This is a genomic window from Leclercia sp. UBA5958 (assembly GCF_002430365.1).
Taxonomy (GTDB): Bacteria; Pseudomonadota; Gammaproteobacteria; order Enterobacterales; family Enterobacteriaceae; genus Enterobacter; species Enterobacter pneumoniae.
This window is the reverse complement of record NZ_DJCE01000011.1, coordinates 103,806-118,053: the sequence shown is the minus strand read 5'-3', so window position 1 is coordinate 118,053 and position 14,248 is coordinate 103,806. Positions and strand designations below refer to the sequence as shown.

14 protein-coding genes are annotated in these 14,248 nt (G+C 54.2%); all 14 read left to right on the top strand.

Annotation, left to right across the window (positions count from 1 at the left end; genetic code table 11):
- The first annotated feature begins 52 nt into the window (after positions 1–52).
- The 14 genes from B2Q93_RS16040 to cpsB all read left to right on the top strand — a co-directional run bounded on the left by B2Q93_RS16040 (position 53) and on the right by cpsB (position 14,201).
- Positions 53–1,189 (top strand): polysaccharide export protein, encoded by a 1,137-nt coding sequence (locus tag B2Q93_RS16040; protein WP_040074884.1) that lies wholly within the window; start codon positions 53–55, stop codon positions 1,187–1,189.
- Positions 1,190–1,195: 6 nt separating this feature from the next.
- Positions 1,196–1,639: a low molecular weight protein-tyrosine-phosphatase Wzb gene (wzb, locus tag B2Q93_RS16035; protein ID WP_040074885.1), complete on the top strand. Its 444-nt coding sequence runs from the start codon at positions 1,196–1,198 to the stop codon at positions 1,637–1,639.
- Positions 1,640–1,641: 2 nt separating this feature from the next.
- Positions 1,642–3,804 carry a tyrosine-protein kinase Wzc gene (wzc, locus tag B2Q93_RS16030; protein WP_046884795.1) on the top strand — a complete coding sequence of 721 codons (2,163 nt, stop codon included), beginning with the start codon at positions 1,642–1,644 and terminating at the stop codon, positions 3,802–3,804.
- 74 nt (positions 3,805–3,878) lie between these two features.
- Complete coding sequence (gene wcaA, locus B2Q93_RS16025) at positions 3,879–4,721, top strand: colanic acid biosynthesis glycosyltransferase WcaA (RefSeq protein WP_286933741.1); 843 nt, start codon at positions 3,879–3,881, stop codon at positions 4,719–4,721.
- Positions 4,721–5,212 (top strand): colanic acid biosynthesis acetyltransferase WcaB, encoded by a 492-nt coding sequence (gene wcaB, locus B2Q93_RS16020; protein ID WP_040074888.1) that lies wholly within the window; start codon positions 4,721–4,723, stop codon positions 5,210–5,212. The genes wcaA and wcaB overlap by 1 nt, the downstream gene beginning before the upstream one ends.
- Complete coding sequence (gene wcaC / locus B2Q93_RS16015; protein WP_286933740.1) at positions 5,209–6,426, top strand: colanic acid biosynthesis glycosyltransferase WcaC; 1,218 nt, start codon at positions 5,209–5,211, stop codon at positions 6,424–6,426. The genes wcaB and wcaC overlap by 4 nt, the downstream gene beginning before the upstream one ends.
- Positions 6,401–7,621: a colanic acid polymerase WcaD gene (gene wcaD, locus B2Q93_RS16010; RefSeq protein ID WP_286933993.1), complete on the top strand. Its 1,221-nt coding sequence runs from the start codon at positions 6,401–6,403 to the stop codon at positions 7,619–7,621. The genes wcaC and wcaD overlap by 26 nt, the downstream gene beginning before the upstream one ends.
- 12 nt (positions 7,622–7,633) lie before the next feature.
- Positions 7,634–8,380 (top strand): colanic acid biosynthesis glycosyltransferase WcaE, encoded by a 747-nt coding sequence (gene wcaE, locus B2Q93_RS16005; RefSeq protein WP_046884800.1) that lies wholly within the window; start codon positions 7,634–7,636, stop codon positions 8,378–8,380.
- 15 nt (positions 8,381–8,395) lie between these two features.
- Complete coding sequence (wcaF, locus tag B2Q93_RS16000) at positions 8,396–8,950, top strand: colanic acid biosynthesis acetyltransferase WcaF (protein ID WP_040074893.1); 555 nt, start codon at positions 8,396–8,398, stop codon at positions 8,948–8,950.
- A gap of 19 nt (positions 8,951–8,969) precedes the next feature.
- The gene (gene gmd / locus B2Q93_RS15995; protein WP_040074894.1) at positions 8,970–10,091 is read left to right on the top strand and encodes a GDP-mannose 4,6-dehydratase; all 1,122 of its coding nucleotides are present in this window, start codon (positions 8,970–8,972) and stop codon (positions 10,089–10,091) included.
- A 2-nt stretch (positions 10,092–10,093) separates the two neighbouring features.
- Complete coding sequence (gene fcl, locus B2Q93_RS15990; RefSeq protein WP_207292053.1) at positions 10,094–11,059, top strand: GDP-L-fucose synthase; 966 nt, start codon at positions 10,094–10,096, stop codon at positions 11,057–11,059.
- A 2-nt stretch (positions 11,060–11,061) separates the two neighbouring features.
- The gene (locus B2Q93_RS15985; protein ID WP_286933992.1) at positions 11,062–11,541 is read left to right on the top strand and encodes a GDP-mannose mannosyl hydrolase; all 480 of its coding nucleotides are present in this window, start codon (positions 11,062–11,064) and stop codon (positions 11,539–11,541) included.
- Complete coding sequence (gene wcaI / locus B2Q93_RS15980; RefSeq protein WP_212477789.1) at positions 11,538–12,761, top strand: colanic acid biosynthesis fucosyltransferase WcaI; 1,224 nt, start codon at positions 11,538–11,540, stop codon at positions 12,759–12,761. Before B2Q93_RS15985 ends, wcaI begins: the two co-directional genes overlap by 4 nt.
- Positions 12,762–12,764: 3 nt before the next feature.
- Entirely contained in the window at positions 12,765–14,201 is a 1,437-nt protein-coding gene (cpsB, locus tag B2Q93_RS15975; RefSeq protein ID WP_040074898.1) for a mannose-1-phosphate guanyltransferase, read from the top strand.
- The last annotated feature ends 47 nt before the right edge of the window (positions 14,202–14,248 follow it).

Sequence of the window (14,248 nt, the reverse complement as noted above, 5' to 3'; positions counted from 1 at the left end):
CATTTAATTAAACCGCACAGGATAATTACTCTGCCAAAGTGATAAATAATCAATGATGAAATCCAAAATGAAATTGATGCCATTATTGGTGTCTGTGACCTTGATGAGTGGGTGCACCGTCTTACCTGGCAGCAATATGTCGACCATGGGTAAGGATGTGATTAAACAGCAAGATGCTGATTTCGACCTTGATCGGATGGTAAATGTCTATCCCCTGACACCAAGACTGGTGGAGCAATTACGCCCACGCCCGAACGTGGCCCAGCCGAACGTCTCGCTGGATCAGGAGATCTCCTCTTATCAGTATCGCGTCGGCCCAGGCGATGTCGTTAGCGTTACCGTCTGGGACCACCCAGAGTTGACGACGCCAGCCGGTCAGTACCGTAGCTCGAGCGATACCGGCAACTGGGTACAGCCTGACGGCACCATGTTCTATCCCTACATTGGCAAAGTACACGTGGTTGGCAAAACGCTGGCCGAGATCCGTAGTGATATTACCAGCCGCTTAGCGCAGTACATCGCTGATCCGCAGGTGGACGTTAATATCGCCGCGTTCCGTTCGCAAAAAGCCTATATCTCCGGGCAGGTCAATAAATCGGGGCAGCAGGCGATCACCAACGTGCCGCTGACCGTACTTGACGCTATCAACGCCGCAGGCGGGCTGACCGAAAATGCCGACTGGCGCAATGTTGTATTGACCCATCAGGGCAAAGAACAACGCATCTCCTTGCAGGCGCTGATGCAAAACGGCGACCTGAGCCAGAACCGACTGCTCTATCCGGGTGACATCCTCTTTGTGCCGCGTAATGACGATCTGAAAGTGTTCGTGATGGGCGAAGTGAAGAAACAGAGCACCCTCAAAATGGACTTCAGCGGCATGACGCTGACCGAAGCGCTGGGCTCGGCGGAAGGTATCGATCTGACGACCTCCAATGCCAGCGGCATCTTCGTTATTCGTCCGCTCAAAGGACAAGGCAGCAACGGCAAGATTGCCAACATTTATCAGCTGGATATGTCCGATGCCACCTCTCTGGTGATGGCAACCGAGTTCCGCCTCCAGCCGTATGACGTGGTCTACGTGACGACCGCACCGGTTGCTCGCTGGAACCGCCTGATCAACCAGTTGCTGCCGACGATCAGTGGCGTTCGCTACATGACCGACACGGCAAGCGACGTTCATAACTGGTAATCCGCGATGTTTAACAAAATTCTGGTGGTGTGCGTGGGGAACATTTGCCGTTCCCCCACGGCCGAGCGGCTGTTAAAGCAATATCAGCCGGGGCTGACGGTGGGTTCTGCAGGGCTGGGTGCGCTGGTAGGCAAAGGGGCCGACGAGCGTGCAACGAGCGTGGCAGAGCAACATAACCTTTCTCTAGACGGGCATTGCGCCCGTCAGGTTTCAGCCGCCATGTGTCGGGAATATGACCTGATCCTGGCGATGGAAAAGCGCCATATTCACGCTCTGTGCGATATCGCGCCGGAGATGCGCGGCAAAGTGATGCTGTTTGGTCACTGGGACAACGAACGCGAAATCCCCGATCCCTATCGCAAAAGCCGTGAAGCCTTTGAAGCGGTTTACACCTTACTTGACCAGTCTGCCCGTCAGTGGGCGCAGGCACTGAACGTTCAGCAGGGATAACAATGACAGAAAAAGTAAAAGCTTCTTCCGCCTCGACCGCGGGCAGCGATGAAATCGATATTGGTCGCCTGATTGGGACCGTGGTTGAGGCGCGCTGGTGGGTGTTAGGCACCACCGCCGTCTTTGCGCTGGCGGCGGTGGTCTACACCCTGTTCGCCACTCCCATCTACAGCGCCGATGCGCTGGTGCAGATCGAGCAAAACACCGGCAACTCGCTGGTGCAGGATATTGGCTCGGCGCTGGCGAACAAGCCACCGGCTTCAGAAGCGGAAATTCAGCTGCTGCAGTCGCGTCTGGTGCTGGGTAAAACCGTGCGCGACCTGGGTCTGGATATTGCCGTTAGCAAAAATACCTTCCCGGTCTTCGGTGCGGGCTGGGATCGTCTGATGGGACGGCAAAACGATACCGTTAAAGTGACCGACTTTAGCCTGCCAAAGGGGGCGGCCGATCAGGTCTTCACCCTCGAAGTGCTGGGGCCTAAGCAGTACCAACTGACCAGCGACGCCGGCTTTAGCGCCCGTGGCGAAGTAGGGCAGTTGCTCAGCAAAGATGGCGTGAGCATTAAAGTGAACGCGATTCAGGCCGCTGAGGGCAGCGAGTTTACCGTCACCAAGTTCTCCACGCTTGGGATGATTAACAACCTGCAAAATAACCTCACGGTGACGGAAACGGGTAAAGACACCGGCGTGCTGAGCATGACCTTTACCGGTGAAGATAAAGATAAAATCCGCGATATCCTGAACAGCATCACCCGCAACTATCTCGAGCAGAACGTTGAGCGTAAATCTGAAGAAGCGGCGAAGAGCCTGGCCTTCCTGGCGAAACAGCTTCCTGAAGTGCGCGCCAGCCTGGATGAAGCCGAGAACAAACTCAACGCTTATCGTCAGGATAAGGACTCGGTTGACCTGCCTTTAGAGGCGAAATCCGTGCTGGATTCGATGGTCAATATCGACGCCCAGCTGAACGAGCTGACCTTTAAAGAGGCGGAAATCTCCAAGCTCTATACCAAACGTCACCCGGCATACCGCACGCTGCTGGAAAAACGTAAGGCCTTAGAGGATGAGAAAGCCAAACTGAACAACCGCGTGACCGCTATGCCGAAGACCCAGCAAGAGATTGTACGTCTGACGCGTGATGTGGAGTCGGGTCAGCAGGTTTATATGCAGCTGCTGAATAAACAGCAGGAGCTGAAGATCACCGAGGCCAGTACCGTAGGCGATGTCCGTATCGTCGACCCGGCCATCACCCAGCCAGGGGTACTGAAGCCGAAGAAAGCGCTGATTATTCTCGGCAGTATCATTCTTGGCCTGATGCTCTCGATTGTGGGCGTACTGCTGCGCTCTCTGTTCAACCGCGGTATCGAAAGCCCGCAGGTGCTGGAAGAGAACGGTATCAGCGTCTATGCCAGCATCCCGCTCTCTGAATGGCAAAAATCCCGCGATAGCGTCAAAACCGTGAAGGGGGTTAAGCGTTACAAACAGAGCCAGCTGCTGGCGGTGGGTAATCCAACGGATCTGGCGATTGAAGCGGTGCGCAGCCTGCGTACCAGCCTCCACTTCGCCATGATGCAGGCGAAAAATAACGTCCTGATGTTGACCGGGGTTAGTCCATCAATTGGTAAGACCTTTGTCTGTGCCAACCTTGCGGCGGTGATCAGCCAGACCAACAAGCGCGTGCTGCTGATCGACTGTGATATGCGTAAGGGCTACACCCACGAGCTGCTCGGCACCAATAACGTCAATGGCCTGTCAGAAGTGCTGTTGGGCAAAGGTGACATTGAGAACTGCGCCAAACCCACTTCTATTACCAATTTTGACCTCGTACCGCGTGGTCAGGTGCCGCCAAACCCGTCTGAACTGTTGATGAGCGAGCGCTTTACTCAGCTGATTGCATGGGCGAGCAAACACTATGACCTGGTGTTAATCGATACCCCGCCAATCCTTGCCGTGACGGATGCCGCCATTGTCGGCCGCCACGCGGGAACCACCCTGATGGTAGCGCGTTATGCAGTCAACACCCTTAAAGAGGTGGAGACCAGCCTCAGCCGCTTCGAGCAGAACGGCATTGAGGTGAAGGGGGTCATTCTTAACTCCATCTTCCGTCGCGCCACCGGGTACCAGGATTACGGGTACTACGAGTACGAATATAAGTCTGACAGTAAATAACCTGTTTTCCTCATCCCGACTCTCCCAGAGGGGGAGGGTAGGGGTGAGGGCATCGAATTCATCCGGGGAAGACCATGACCACACAACGCCCATTGATCTCTATCTATATGCCGACATGGAACCGTCAGCAGTTGGCGATCCGCGCGATTAAATCGGTTTTACGTCAGGATTACGACAACTGGGAGCTGATTATTGTTGATGACTGCTCTTCCTCCTGGGAGCAGTTACAGAACTTCGTTACCGACCTCAATGACCCGCGAGTGATGTATACGCACAACGCGATCAATTCCGGCGCCTGCGCGGTACGCAATCAGGCGATTTTGCAGGCTAAAGGCGAGTTTTTAACCGGTATTGACGATGACGATGAGTGGACGCCAAACCGTCTCTCTATCTTCCTGTCTCACCAGGCGCAGCTGGTAACGCATGCGTTTCTGTACGCCAACGATTATGTCTGCCAGGGCGAAGTCTATTCACAACCGGCGAGCCTGCCGCTCTACCCGAAATCGCCTTATTCCCGTCGCCTCTTTTATAAGCGCAACATTATTGGTAATCAGGTCTTTACCTGGTCATGGCGTTTCAAAGAGTGTCTGTTCGACACCACTCTGAAAGCGGCGCAGGACTACGACATCTTCCTGCGGATGGTGGTGGAGTACGGTGAGCCGTGGAAGGTAGACGACGCCACGCAGATCCTGCACATCAACCACGGTGAGATGCAGATTACCTCCTCGCCGAAAAAGTTCTCCGGCTACTTCCATTTCTACCGCAAGCACAAAGACAAGTTCGACCGTGCGAGCCGTAAGTATCAGCTCTTTACCCTCTACCAGATCCGCAACAAGCGCATGAACTGGCGCACGCTGCTGACGCTCTTTTCTGTGCGTAATACCAAGCGTCTGGCTGACGGGCTTCGGGGGAAATAATGTTTCTGGAAGATTGCCGCGCAAACGGCTGGAGCCTGCGCCCCTGCTGCATGGTTCTGGCTTATCGCATCGCCCATTTCTGCTCTGTCTGGCGCAAGAAGAATGTGATTAATAACCTCTGGGCGGCGCCGGTACTGGTGCTCTATCGCATCATTACCGAATGCTTTTTTGGCTATGAGATTCAGGCTGCGGCCACCATTGGTCGTCGCTTTACGATCCACCACGGCTATGCGGTGGTGATCAATAAATTTGTGGTCGCCGGGGATGATTTCACCATCCGCCATGGGGTCACCCTGGGTAATCGCGGTCCGGACAATCTTGCCTGCCCGGTGATTGGCAATAACGTTGAGCTTGGAGCCAACGTGGTGATGATTGGCGAAATCACCGTGGGGAATAACGTCACCGTTGGTGCGGGCAGCGTCGTGCTCGACAGTATTCCGGACAACGCGCTGGTGGTGGGTGAAAAAGCCCGCGTGAAGGTGATTAAATGAATATTCTGCAATTTAATGTTCGTCTCGCCGAGGGCGGGGCAGCAGGCGTCGCGCTGGATCTGCATCAGCGTGCATTAAAAAAAGGGCTCGCGTCGCGTTTTGTCTATGGCTATGGCAAGGGCGGTAAAAAAAGCGTGAGTCACGATAACTATCCGCAGGTGGTGAAACACACCCCGCGCCTGACCTCGGTGGCAAACATCGCGCTGTTTCGCCTCTTTAATCGGGATCTGTTCGGCAACCTGAATAACCTCTATCGCACGGTAACCCGCACGCCGGGTCCGGTGGTCCTGCACTTTCATGTGCTGCACAGCTACTGGTTAAAGCTGACAGAGGTGGTGGCGTTTTGTGAGAAGGTGAAAGGGCATAAACCCGATACTACCTTCGTCTGGACGCTGCATGATCACTGGAGCGTAACCGGCCGCTGCGCGTTTACCGATGGCTGTGAAGGCTGGAAAACGAACTGCCAGAAATGCCCGACCCTCGAGAATTATCCGCCGGTGAAAATTGACCGTGCCCATCAGCTGGTGGCGGGTAAACGTCAGCTGTTTCGCGACATGCTGGCGCTGGGCTGCCAGTTTATCTCCCCGAGCCAGCACGTCGCCGATGCGTTCAATAGCCTGTATGGGGCAGGGCGCTGCAAGATCATTAATAACGGCATCGACGTCGCCACGGAAGCCATTCTGGCAGAGCTGGAGCCGGTCGCGGCGACAGCGGGCAAACCGAAAATCGCTATCGTCGCCCATGACCTGCGTTACGACGGTAAAACCAATCAGCAGCTGGTGCGCGACATGATGGCGCTCGGCGACAAAATTGAGCTGCACACCTTCGGTAAATTTTCGCCGTTCGAAGGGGCTAACGTGGTGAACCACGGCTTTGAAACCGACAAACGCAAGCTAATGAGCGCCCTCAACGGTATGGATGCGCTGGTGTTCAGTTCCCGGGTCGATAACTACCCCCTGATTTTATGTGAAGCGCTCTCTATTGGCGTGCCGGTAATTGCAACGCACAGCGATGCGGCGCAAGAGGTGCTGGAGAAATCGGGCGGGAAAACCTTCTCTGAGCAGGAGGTACTGCCGCTGGTCCAGTTGCCGAAGGCCGAGATTGCCCAGGCTGTTTTTGGCACTACCCTGGAATCGTTCCGCAACCGCAGCCGCAAGGCTTACAGTGGCCAACAGATGCTGGAGGAGTATGTCTCGTTCTATCAGAATCTGTAGTTATCTGCTGCTGCCGCTGATTTACCTGCTGGTCAACGTCAAGATTGCCCAGCTGGGGGAGAGCTTCCCCATCACCATCGTCACCTTCTTACCGGTTCTGCTGTTGTTGTATGTCGATAAGATAAGCGTGAAGAAGTTGATGATTGCGCTGGGGCTCGGCGCCGGGCTTACCGCCTTTAACTACATCTTTGGTCAGTCGCTGGATGCCAGCAAATATGTCACCTCGACCATGCTGTTTGTTTATATCGTCATTATTATCGGTATGGTGTGGAGTATTCGGTTTAAAACCATCTCTCCACATAATTATCGGAAGATCCTCAGGTTCTTTTATATTGTCATTGCCATCATTGTTATGCTTGCCGCTATGGAAATGGCGCAGATTATTTTAACCGGTGGCAGTAGCCTGATGGAGATAATCTCGAAATATCTGATTTACAGTAACAGCTATGTTCTGAACTTCATTAAGTTCGGTGGAAAACGAACCACTGCGCTCTATTTTGAACCGGCATTTTTTGCTCTGGCTTTAATCTCAATTTGGCTCAGCATCAAACAGTTTGGTATCAAAACCCCTAAGAGCGATGCTATGATTCTTGCAGGAATTGTCCTGTCAGGGTCCTTCTCAGGGGTGATGACATTTATCCTGTTTTACCTGCTGGAATGGGCGTTTCAGTACCTGAATAAAGAGGCGATTAAGAAAAAACTGCCCCTGGCAATCATTTCATTAGCGGTGTTTTTAGTCGGGCTGGTATTCGCGTTCCCGTACATTTCTACCCGTCTGGGTGATTTAGGAACAGAAGGCTCGTCATCGTATTATCGTATAATTGGACCGCTGGTGATGGTGGGTTATTCATTAACCCATATTGATGGTGTAGTAAGATTCGGCTCACTTTACGAATATGTTGCATCATTCGGAATCTTTAACGGTGCGAACGTGGGTAAAACCATAGACAATGGTCTGTATCTGTTAATTATTTATTTTTCCTGGTTCGCCGTTTTGTTAACGCTGTGGTATCTGTTCAAAGTATTCAAAATGACGATCAACGCGTTTGGTGATAATCAGAATTTTCGTGTGCAGCTTTATCTTTTTACGCCGGTTTCACTGTTCTTTACTGGGTCAATTTTTAGCCCGGAGTATGCGTTCTTAATTGTCTGTCCGTTTATTTTGCGCAAAGCGCTTAATATTACGAATTCATAACGAGGTGGTTATATGTTTCTTAGCGTCATTACTGTCGCCTTTCGTAATTACGATGGTGTAGTAAAAACCTGGCGCTCGCTGCGCAATCTGGCACGCGACCCCAGCCTCACTTTTGAATGGATCGTGGTCGATGGCGGCTCGGACGATGGCACCGCAGAGTTTCTCGAAAAACGCAACGGTGAGTTCAACTTACGTTATATCAGCGAGAAAGATAAAGGCATCTACGACGCCATGAATAAGGGCATCGACATGGCGCAAGGTCGTTACGCGATCTTCCTTAACTCCGGTGATGTGTTCCATGAAGACGTCGCGTTGTTTGTGCGCCAGCTGATGCGTGAAAAAGAGAATGCCATGTATATCGGCGATGCGCTGCTCGATTTCGGCGACGGGAATAAAGTCAAACGTGCGGCAAAACATGGTTGGTATATTTATCATAGCCTGCCCGCCAGTCATCAGGCTATTTTCTTCCCGGTCAATGGCTTAAAAACCTACCCCTATGATTTGCAGTATAAGGTTTCATCCGATTACGCCCTTGCCGCCAGAATGTTTAAAGCGGGCTTCCCGTTTAAACGCATTAAAGGGTTGGTGTCGGAATTCTCAATGGGCGGCGTTTCAACCTCGAATAATCTGGAATTGTGCCAGGACGCCAAAAAAGTCCAGCGCAAAATATTACGAGTGCCAGGGTTCTGGGCGGAATTATCTTATTTTTTACGTCTGAAAACGACGGGTAAAACGAAAGCCCTCTATAACAAAGCCTGAATATAAGAGAACGTTATGCAGGATCTTAGTGGTTTTTCCATGCCGAAGGGGTTTCGCGGCGCAAACGGAATCAAAGTTCAATTGTGGTGGGCCGTACAGGCAACATTATTTGCCTGGTCACCGCAAATTTTATATCGCTGGCGAGCATTTTTATTACGACTCTTCGGCGCAAAAATAGGAAAAAACGTAGTCATTCGCCCATCGGTAAAAATTACCTATCCGTGGAAATTAACCCTCGGAGATTATGCCTGGGTAGGGGATGACGCGGTGTTATATACCCTTGGCGACATTACCATCGGCGCAAACGCGGTGGTATCGCAGAAGTGTTATTTGTGCACTGGCAGCCACGATTTTATGAGCCCGCATTTTGATATTACCGCCACGCCTATTGTGATTGGTGAAAAATGCTGGCTGGCAACAGATGTTTTTGTTGCACCGGGTGTAACTGTTGGTGATGGCACCGTTATTGGCGCCCGCAGCAGCGTTTTTAAATCGCTACCGGCAAATGCAGTTTGCCGTGGCAATCCCGCAGTGGTGATACGCGAACGCGTAGAAACTGAAAAACTTTGATAAGTAGAGGAAAATAAACATGTCTAAAGTCGCTCTCATCACCGGCGTTACCGGACAAGATGGTTCTTACCTGGCAGAGCTGCTGCTGGAAAAAGGGTATGAAGTGCACGGTATTAAGCGTCGTGCCTCTTCGTTTAACACAGAGCGTGTTGACCATATCTATCAGGATCCGCACGCGGCTAACCCGAAATTCCATCTGCATTACGGCGACCTGACCGACACCTCTAACCTGACCCGTATCCTGCAGGAAGTGCAGCCGGATGAGGTTTACAACCTGGGGGCAATGAGCCACGTTGCGGTCTCCTTTGAATCCCCGGAATACACCGCAGATGTTGACGCCATCGGTACCCTGCGTCTGCTGGAAGCGATTCGCTTCCTGGGTCTGGAGAAGAAAACCCGTTTCTATCAGGCCTCCACCTCTGAGCTGTACGGCCTGGTGCAAGAGATCCCGCAGAAAGAGACCACCCCGTTCTACCCGCGTTCTCCGTATGCCGTAGCCAAAATGTACGCCTACTGGATCACCGTGAACTACCGTGAATCCTATGGCATGTATGCCTGTAACGGCATCCTGTTCAACCACGAATCACCACGTCGCGGCGAAACCTTCGTAACCCGTAAAATCACCCGCGCTATCGCTAATATCGCGCAGGGTCTGGAGAAGAAACTGCACCTGGGCAACATGGACTCCCTGCGTGACTGGGGCCATGCGAAAGATTACGTGAAAATGCAGTGGATGATGCTGCAGCAGGAAAAACCAGAAGATTTCGTTATCGCTACCGGCGTGCAGTACTCCGTGCGTCAGTTTGTAGAGATGGCTGCGGCGCAGCTGGGCATCAAACTGCGCTTTGAAGGCACTGGCGTTGAAGAGAAAGGCATCGTGGTCTCTGTAACCGGTCATGACGCACCGGGCGTAAAACCAGGCGATGTTATTGTTGAGGTTGACCCGCGTTACTTCCGTCCTGCTGAAGTAGAAACACTGCTGGGCGACCCAACCAAAGCGCACGAAAAACTGGGCTGGAAGCCGGAAACCACGCTGCAGGAGATGGTCGCAGAGATGGTGGCAAAAGATCTCGAAGCCGCGAAGAAACACTCCCTGCTTAAGTCCCATGGCTACGAGGTTGCCATCGCGCTGGAGTCCTGAGAATGACAAAACAACGTATTTTTGTCGCCGGTCATCGCGGAATGGTGGGTTCCGCGATTGTTCGCCAGCTTGAACAGCGCGGCGACGTCGAGGTGGTTGTTCGCACCCGCGACGAGCTGAATCTGCTTGATGGCCGTGCGGTAGAAGATTTCTTTGCCAACACGCGCATTGACCAGGTCTATCTGGCGGCGGCGAAAGTGGGGGGTATTGTGGCGAACAATACCTACCCGGCGGATTTCATCTACGAGAACATGATGATCGAGAGCAACATCATTCACGCGGCGCATAAGCATGACGTGAACAAGCTGCTGTTCCTCGGATCCTCCTGTATCTACCCGAAAATGGCGAAGCAGCCTATCGCGGAGAGCGAACTGCTGCAGGGGACGCTGGAAGCGACCAACGAGCCGTACGCGATTGCCAAGATTGCCGGGATTAAGCTGTGTGAGTCCTACAACCGTCAGTACAACCGCGACTATCGCTCGGTGATGCCGACCAACCTGTACGGGCCGCACGATAACTTCCACCCGAGCAATTCGCACGTGATCCCGGCGCTGCTGCGTCGGTTCCACGAAGCCACTGCGGATAACGCACCGGACGTGGTGGTGTGGGGCAGCGGTACGCCGATGCGCGAGTTCCTGCATGTGGATGATATGGCGGCAGCCAGCATTCACGTGATGGAGCTGGATCGCGAGGTATGGCAGGAGAATACCGAGCCGATGCTGTCGCACATTAATGTGGGTACCGGCGTGGACTGCACCATTCGTGAGCTGGCACAGACCATCGCGAAAGTGGTGGGCTACAAAGGCCGCGTGGTGTTCGACGCCAGCAAACCGGACGGTACCCCGCGCAAACTGCTCGATGTGACCCGTCTGCATCAGCTGGGCTGGTATCACGAGGTATCACTGGAACAGGGGCTGGCAAGCACGTACCAGTGGTTCCTGGAAAATCAGCACCGCTTCCGGGGGTAATGATGTTTTTAAGTCAGGAAGATTTTGCCACGGTCGTTCGTTCCACTCCGCTCATCTCTATTGATTTGATCGTGGAGAACGAACGCGGCGAGTTCTTACTGGGGAAACGAACCAATCGTCCTGCACAGGGCTTCTGGTTCGTGCCCGGTGGGCGCGTACAGAAGGATGAGACGCTGGCGAATGCCTTTGAGCGACTGACTCTCGCGGAGCTGGGCTTGCGTCTGCCGATGGCGGCAGGGCAGTTTTACGGTGTCTGGCAGCACTTCTATGACGATAACTTTTCAGGTCCGGACTTCACCACCCACTACGTGGTGCTCGGTTTCCGTCTGAAGGTCAGTGAGGCAGACCTGCGTCTGCCTGACGCCCAGCATGACGACTACCGCTGGCTGACGCCAGAGGCGTTGCTGGCAAGCGACAATGCTCACGACAACAGTCGGGCCTATTTCCTTGCCGAGCGTCAGGCCGGGGTGCCGGGACTATGAAAATCCTCGTTTACGGAATCAACTACTCCCCAGAGCTGACCGGGATCGGGAAATACACCGGTGAGATGGTCGAGTGGATGGCGAGCCAGGGTCACGAGGTGCGGGTCATTACCGCACCGCCTTACTACCCGGAGTGGAAAGTGGGCGAACGCTACTCCAGCTGGCGTTATCGTCGGGAAGAGGGCAAGGCCACCGTGTGGCGCTGCCCGCTTTATGTACCGAAGCAGCCGTCGACGCTGAAACGTTTAATTCATCTGGGCAGCTTTGCCCTGAGCAGTTTCTTCCCGCTGATGGCGCAGCGTCGCTGGAAGCCGGATCGCATTATTGGCGTCGTGCCGACGCTCTTTTGCACACCAGGCATGCGTCTGCTGGGCAAACTCTCCGGCGCGCGCACCCTGCTGCATATTCAGGATTATGAAGTGGACGCCATGCTCGGCCTGGGAATGGCCGGCAAAGGGAAGGGCGGCACCGTCGCGAAGCTGGCCAGCGCCTTCGAGCGCAATGGCCTGCACAACGTCGATTACGTCTCGACCATCTCGCGCTCCATGATGAACAAAGCGCAGGAGAAGGGGGTGGCGGCGGAAAAAGTCATCTTCTTCCCTAACTGGTCGGAAGTGGCGCGCTTTCGTGACGTGACAGAAAGTGACGCTCAGGCACTGCGCACGCAGCTGGGTTTGCCTGACGAGCACAAAATCATTCTTTACTCGGGCAACATCGGCGAAAAGCAGGGGCTGGAGAGCGTGATTGAGGCAGCGACCCAGCTTAGCGACCAGCCATGGCAGTTTGTCATTGTTGGCCAGGGGGGCGGCAAAGCCCGACTGGAAAAAATGGCCACCGAACGCGGCCTGACGAATGTGAAATTTTTCCCGCTTCAGTCCTACGACGCATTGCCGGCGCTGCTAAAGATGGGCGATTGCCATCTGGTGGTACAGAAACGCGGCGCGGCAGATGCCGTCCTGCCGTCGAAGCTGACCAACATACTCGCCGTCGGCGGTAACGCAGTCATCACCGCCGAAGCCGAAACCGAATTAGGCCAGCTGTGCGACAGCTATCCAGGGATCGCCGTCTGCGTAGAGCCAGAGTCGGTCTCTGCTCTGGTCGCCGGCATTGAACAGGCACTCGCCATGCCAAAAGAGAACACGGTGGCACGTGAATATGCCGAACGCACGCTCGAAAAAGAGAACGTGCTGAGCCAATTTATTGCAGATATACGGGGATAAATCATGAGTCAAAGCAAACTGTATCCGGTCGTGATGGCTGGAGGCTCTGGTAGCCGGTTGTGGCCGCTGTCCCGCGTGCTCTATCCAAAACAGTTCCTCTGCCTGAAAGGGGAGCTCACCATGCTGCAGACGACGGTGAACCGTCTGAACGGCGTGGAGTGTGAAAGCCCGGTGGTGATCTGTAACGAACAGCATCGCTTTATTGTTGCCGAGCAGCTGCGCCAGCTGAACAAACTGACAGAAAACATCATTCTGGAGCCTGCCGGACGTAACACTGCGCCGGCCATTGCCCTGGCGGCACTGGCAGCAAAACGCAGCAGCCCGGAGTGTGACCCGCTGATGTTGGTACTGGCGGCGGACCATGTCATCCAGCAGGAAGAGACCTTCCGCGATGCGGTTCGCGCCGCTATCCCCTATGCCGAAAACGGTAAGCTGGTGACCTTTGGTATCGTGCCGGACATGCCGGAAACCGGCTATGGCTATATTCGTCGCGGTGATGTGACGCCAGGCGAAGGCGACAGCGTGGCATTCGATGTGGCGCAGTTTGTCGAAAAACCGAATCTGGATACCGCGCAGGCCTATGTTGCCAGCGGGGAGTATTACTGGAACAGCGGCATGTTCCTGTTCCGCGCGGGGCGTTACCTCGAGGAGCTGGAGAAATATCGCCCGGATATTTTGCGCGCCTGTGAAAAAGCGATGAACGTCACCGACCCGGATCTCGATTTTATTCGCGTAGACGAAGCGGCATTCCTGGCCTGCCCGGAAGAGTCCGTGGACTACGCGGTAATGGAACGTACCGCCGATGCGGTGGTCGTGCCGATGGACGCGGGCTGGAGCGATGTAGGTTCCTGGTCATCCCTGTGGGAGATCAGTGCGCATACCGCTGAGGGCAATGTCCATCATGGCGATGTCATTAGCCACAAAACCGAAAACAGCTACGTGTATGCCGAGTCCGGCCTGGTGACTACCGTGGGGGTCAAAGACCTGGTGGTTGTGCAGACCAAAGACGCCGTGCTGATTGCTGACCGCAACGCCGTTCAGGATGTCAAAAAAGTGGTTGAGCAGATCAAAGCCGATGGCCGCCACGAGCACCATATCCACCGCGAAGTGTACCGTCCGTGGGGGAAGTATGACTCCATTGATGCCGGTGATCGCTATCAGGTGAAACGCATCACCGTGAAGCCGGGCGAAGGGCTGTCGGTGCAGATGCACCACCATCGCGCGGAGCACTGGGTAGTGGTGGCGGGAACCGCCAAAGTGACCATCGACGGCGAAATCAAACTGCTGGGTGAAAACGAATCCATCTACATCCCGCTGGGTGCAACCCACTGCCTGGAAAACCCAGGGAAAATTCCTCTCGACTTAATTGAAGTGCGCTCAGGCTCCTATCTTGAAGAGGATGACATCGTCCGCTTCCAGGATCGCTACGGGCGGGTGTAACCGCGCACTTGTTTGCCAGATAGCGTGTCGCTTACCTGGCCTGTGAA

What these genes read in the sequence shown, in the direction of transcription:
- B2Q93_RS16040 (WP_040074884.1), top strand. Translation starts at nt 53, where the DNA reads ATGATGAAATCCAAAATGAAATTGATGCCATTATTGGTGTCTGTGACC.
- wzb (WP_040074885.1), top strand. Translation starts at nt 1,196, where the DNA reads ATGTTTAACAAAATTCTGGTGGTGTGCGTGGGGAACATTTGCCGTTCC.
- wzc (WP_046884795.1), top strand. Translation starts at nt 1,642, where the DNA reads ATGACAGAAAAAGTAAAAGCTTCTTCCGCCTCGACCGCGGGCAGCGAT.
- wcaA (WP_286933741.1), top strand. Translation starts at nt 3,879, where the DNA reads ATGACCACACAACGCCCATTGATCTCTATCTATATGCCGACATGGAAC.
- wcaB (WP_040074888.1), top strand. Translation starts at nt 4,721, where the DNA reads ATGTTTCTGGAAGATTGCCGCGCAAACGGCTGGAGCCTGCGCCCCTGC.
- wcaC (WP_286933740.1), top strand. Translation starts at nt 5,209, where the DNA reads ATGAATATTCTGCAATTTAATGTTCGTCTCGCCGAGGGCGGGGCAGCA.
- wcaD (WP_286933993.1), top strand. Translation starts at nt 6,401, where the DNA reads ATGTCTCGTTCTATCAGAATCTGTAGTTATCTGCTGCTGCCGCTGATT.
- wcaE (WP_046884800.1), top strand. Translation starts at nt 7,634, where the DNA reads ATGTTTCTTAGCGTCATTACTGTCGCCTTTCGTAATTACGATGGTGTA.
- wcaF (WP_040074893.1), top strand. Translation starts at nt 8,396, where the DNA reads ATGCAGGATCTTAGTGGTTTTTCCATGCCGAAGGGGTTTCGCGGCGCA.
- gmd (WP_040074894.1), top strand. Translation starts at nt 8,970, where the DNA reads ATGTCTAAAGTCGCTCTCATCACCGGCGTTACCGGACAAGATGGTTCT.
- fcl (WP_207292053.1), top strand. Translation starts at nt 10,094, where the DNA reads ATGACAAAACAACGTATTTTTGTCGCCGGTCATCGCGGAATGGTGGGT.
- B2Q93_RS15985 (WP_286933992.1), top strand. Translation starts at nt 11,062, where the DNA reads ATGTTTTTAAGTCAGGAAGATTTTGCCACGGTCGTTCGTTCCACTCCG.
- wcaI (WP_212477789.1), top strand. Translation starts at nt 11,538, where the DNA reads ATGAAAATCCTCGTTTACGGAATCAACTACTCCCCAGAGCTGACCGGG.
- cpsB (WP_040074898.1), top strand. Translation starts at nt 12,765, where the DNA reads ATGAGTCAAAGCAAACTGTATCCGGTCGTGATGGCTGGAGGCTCTGGT.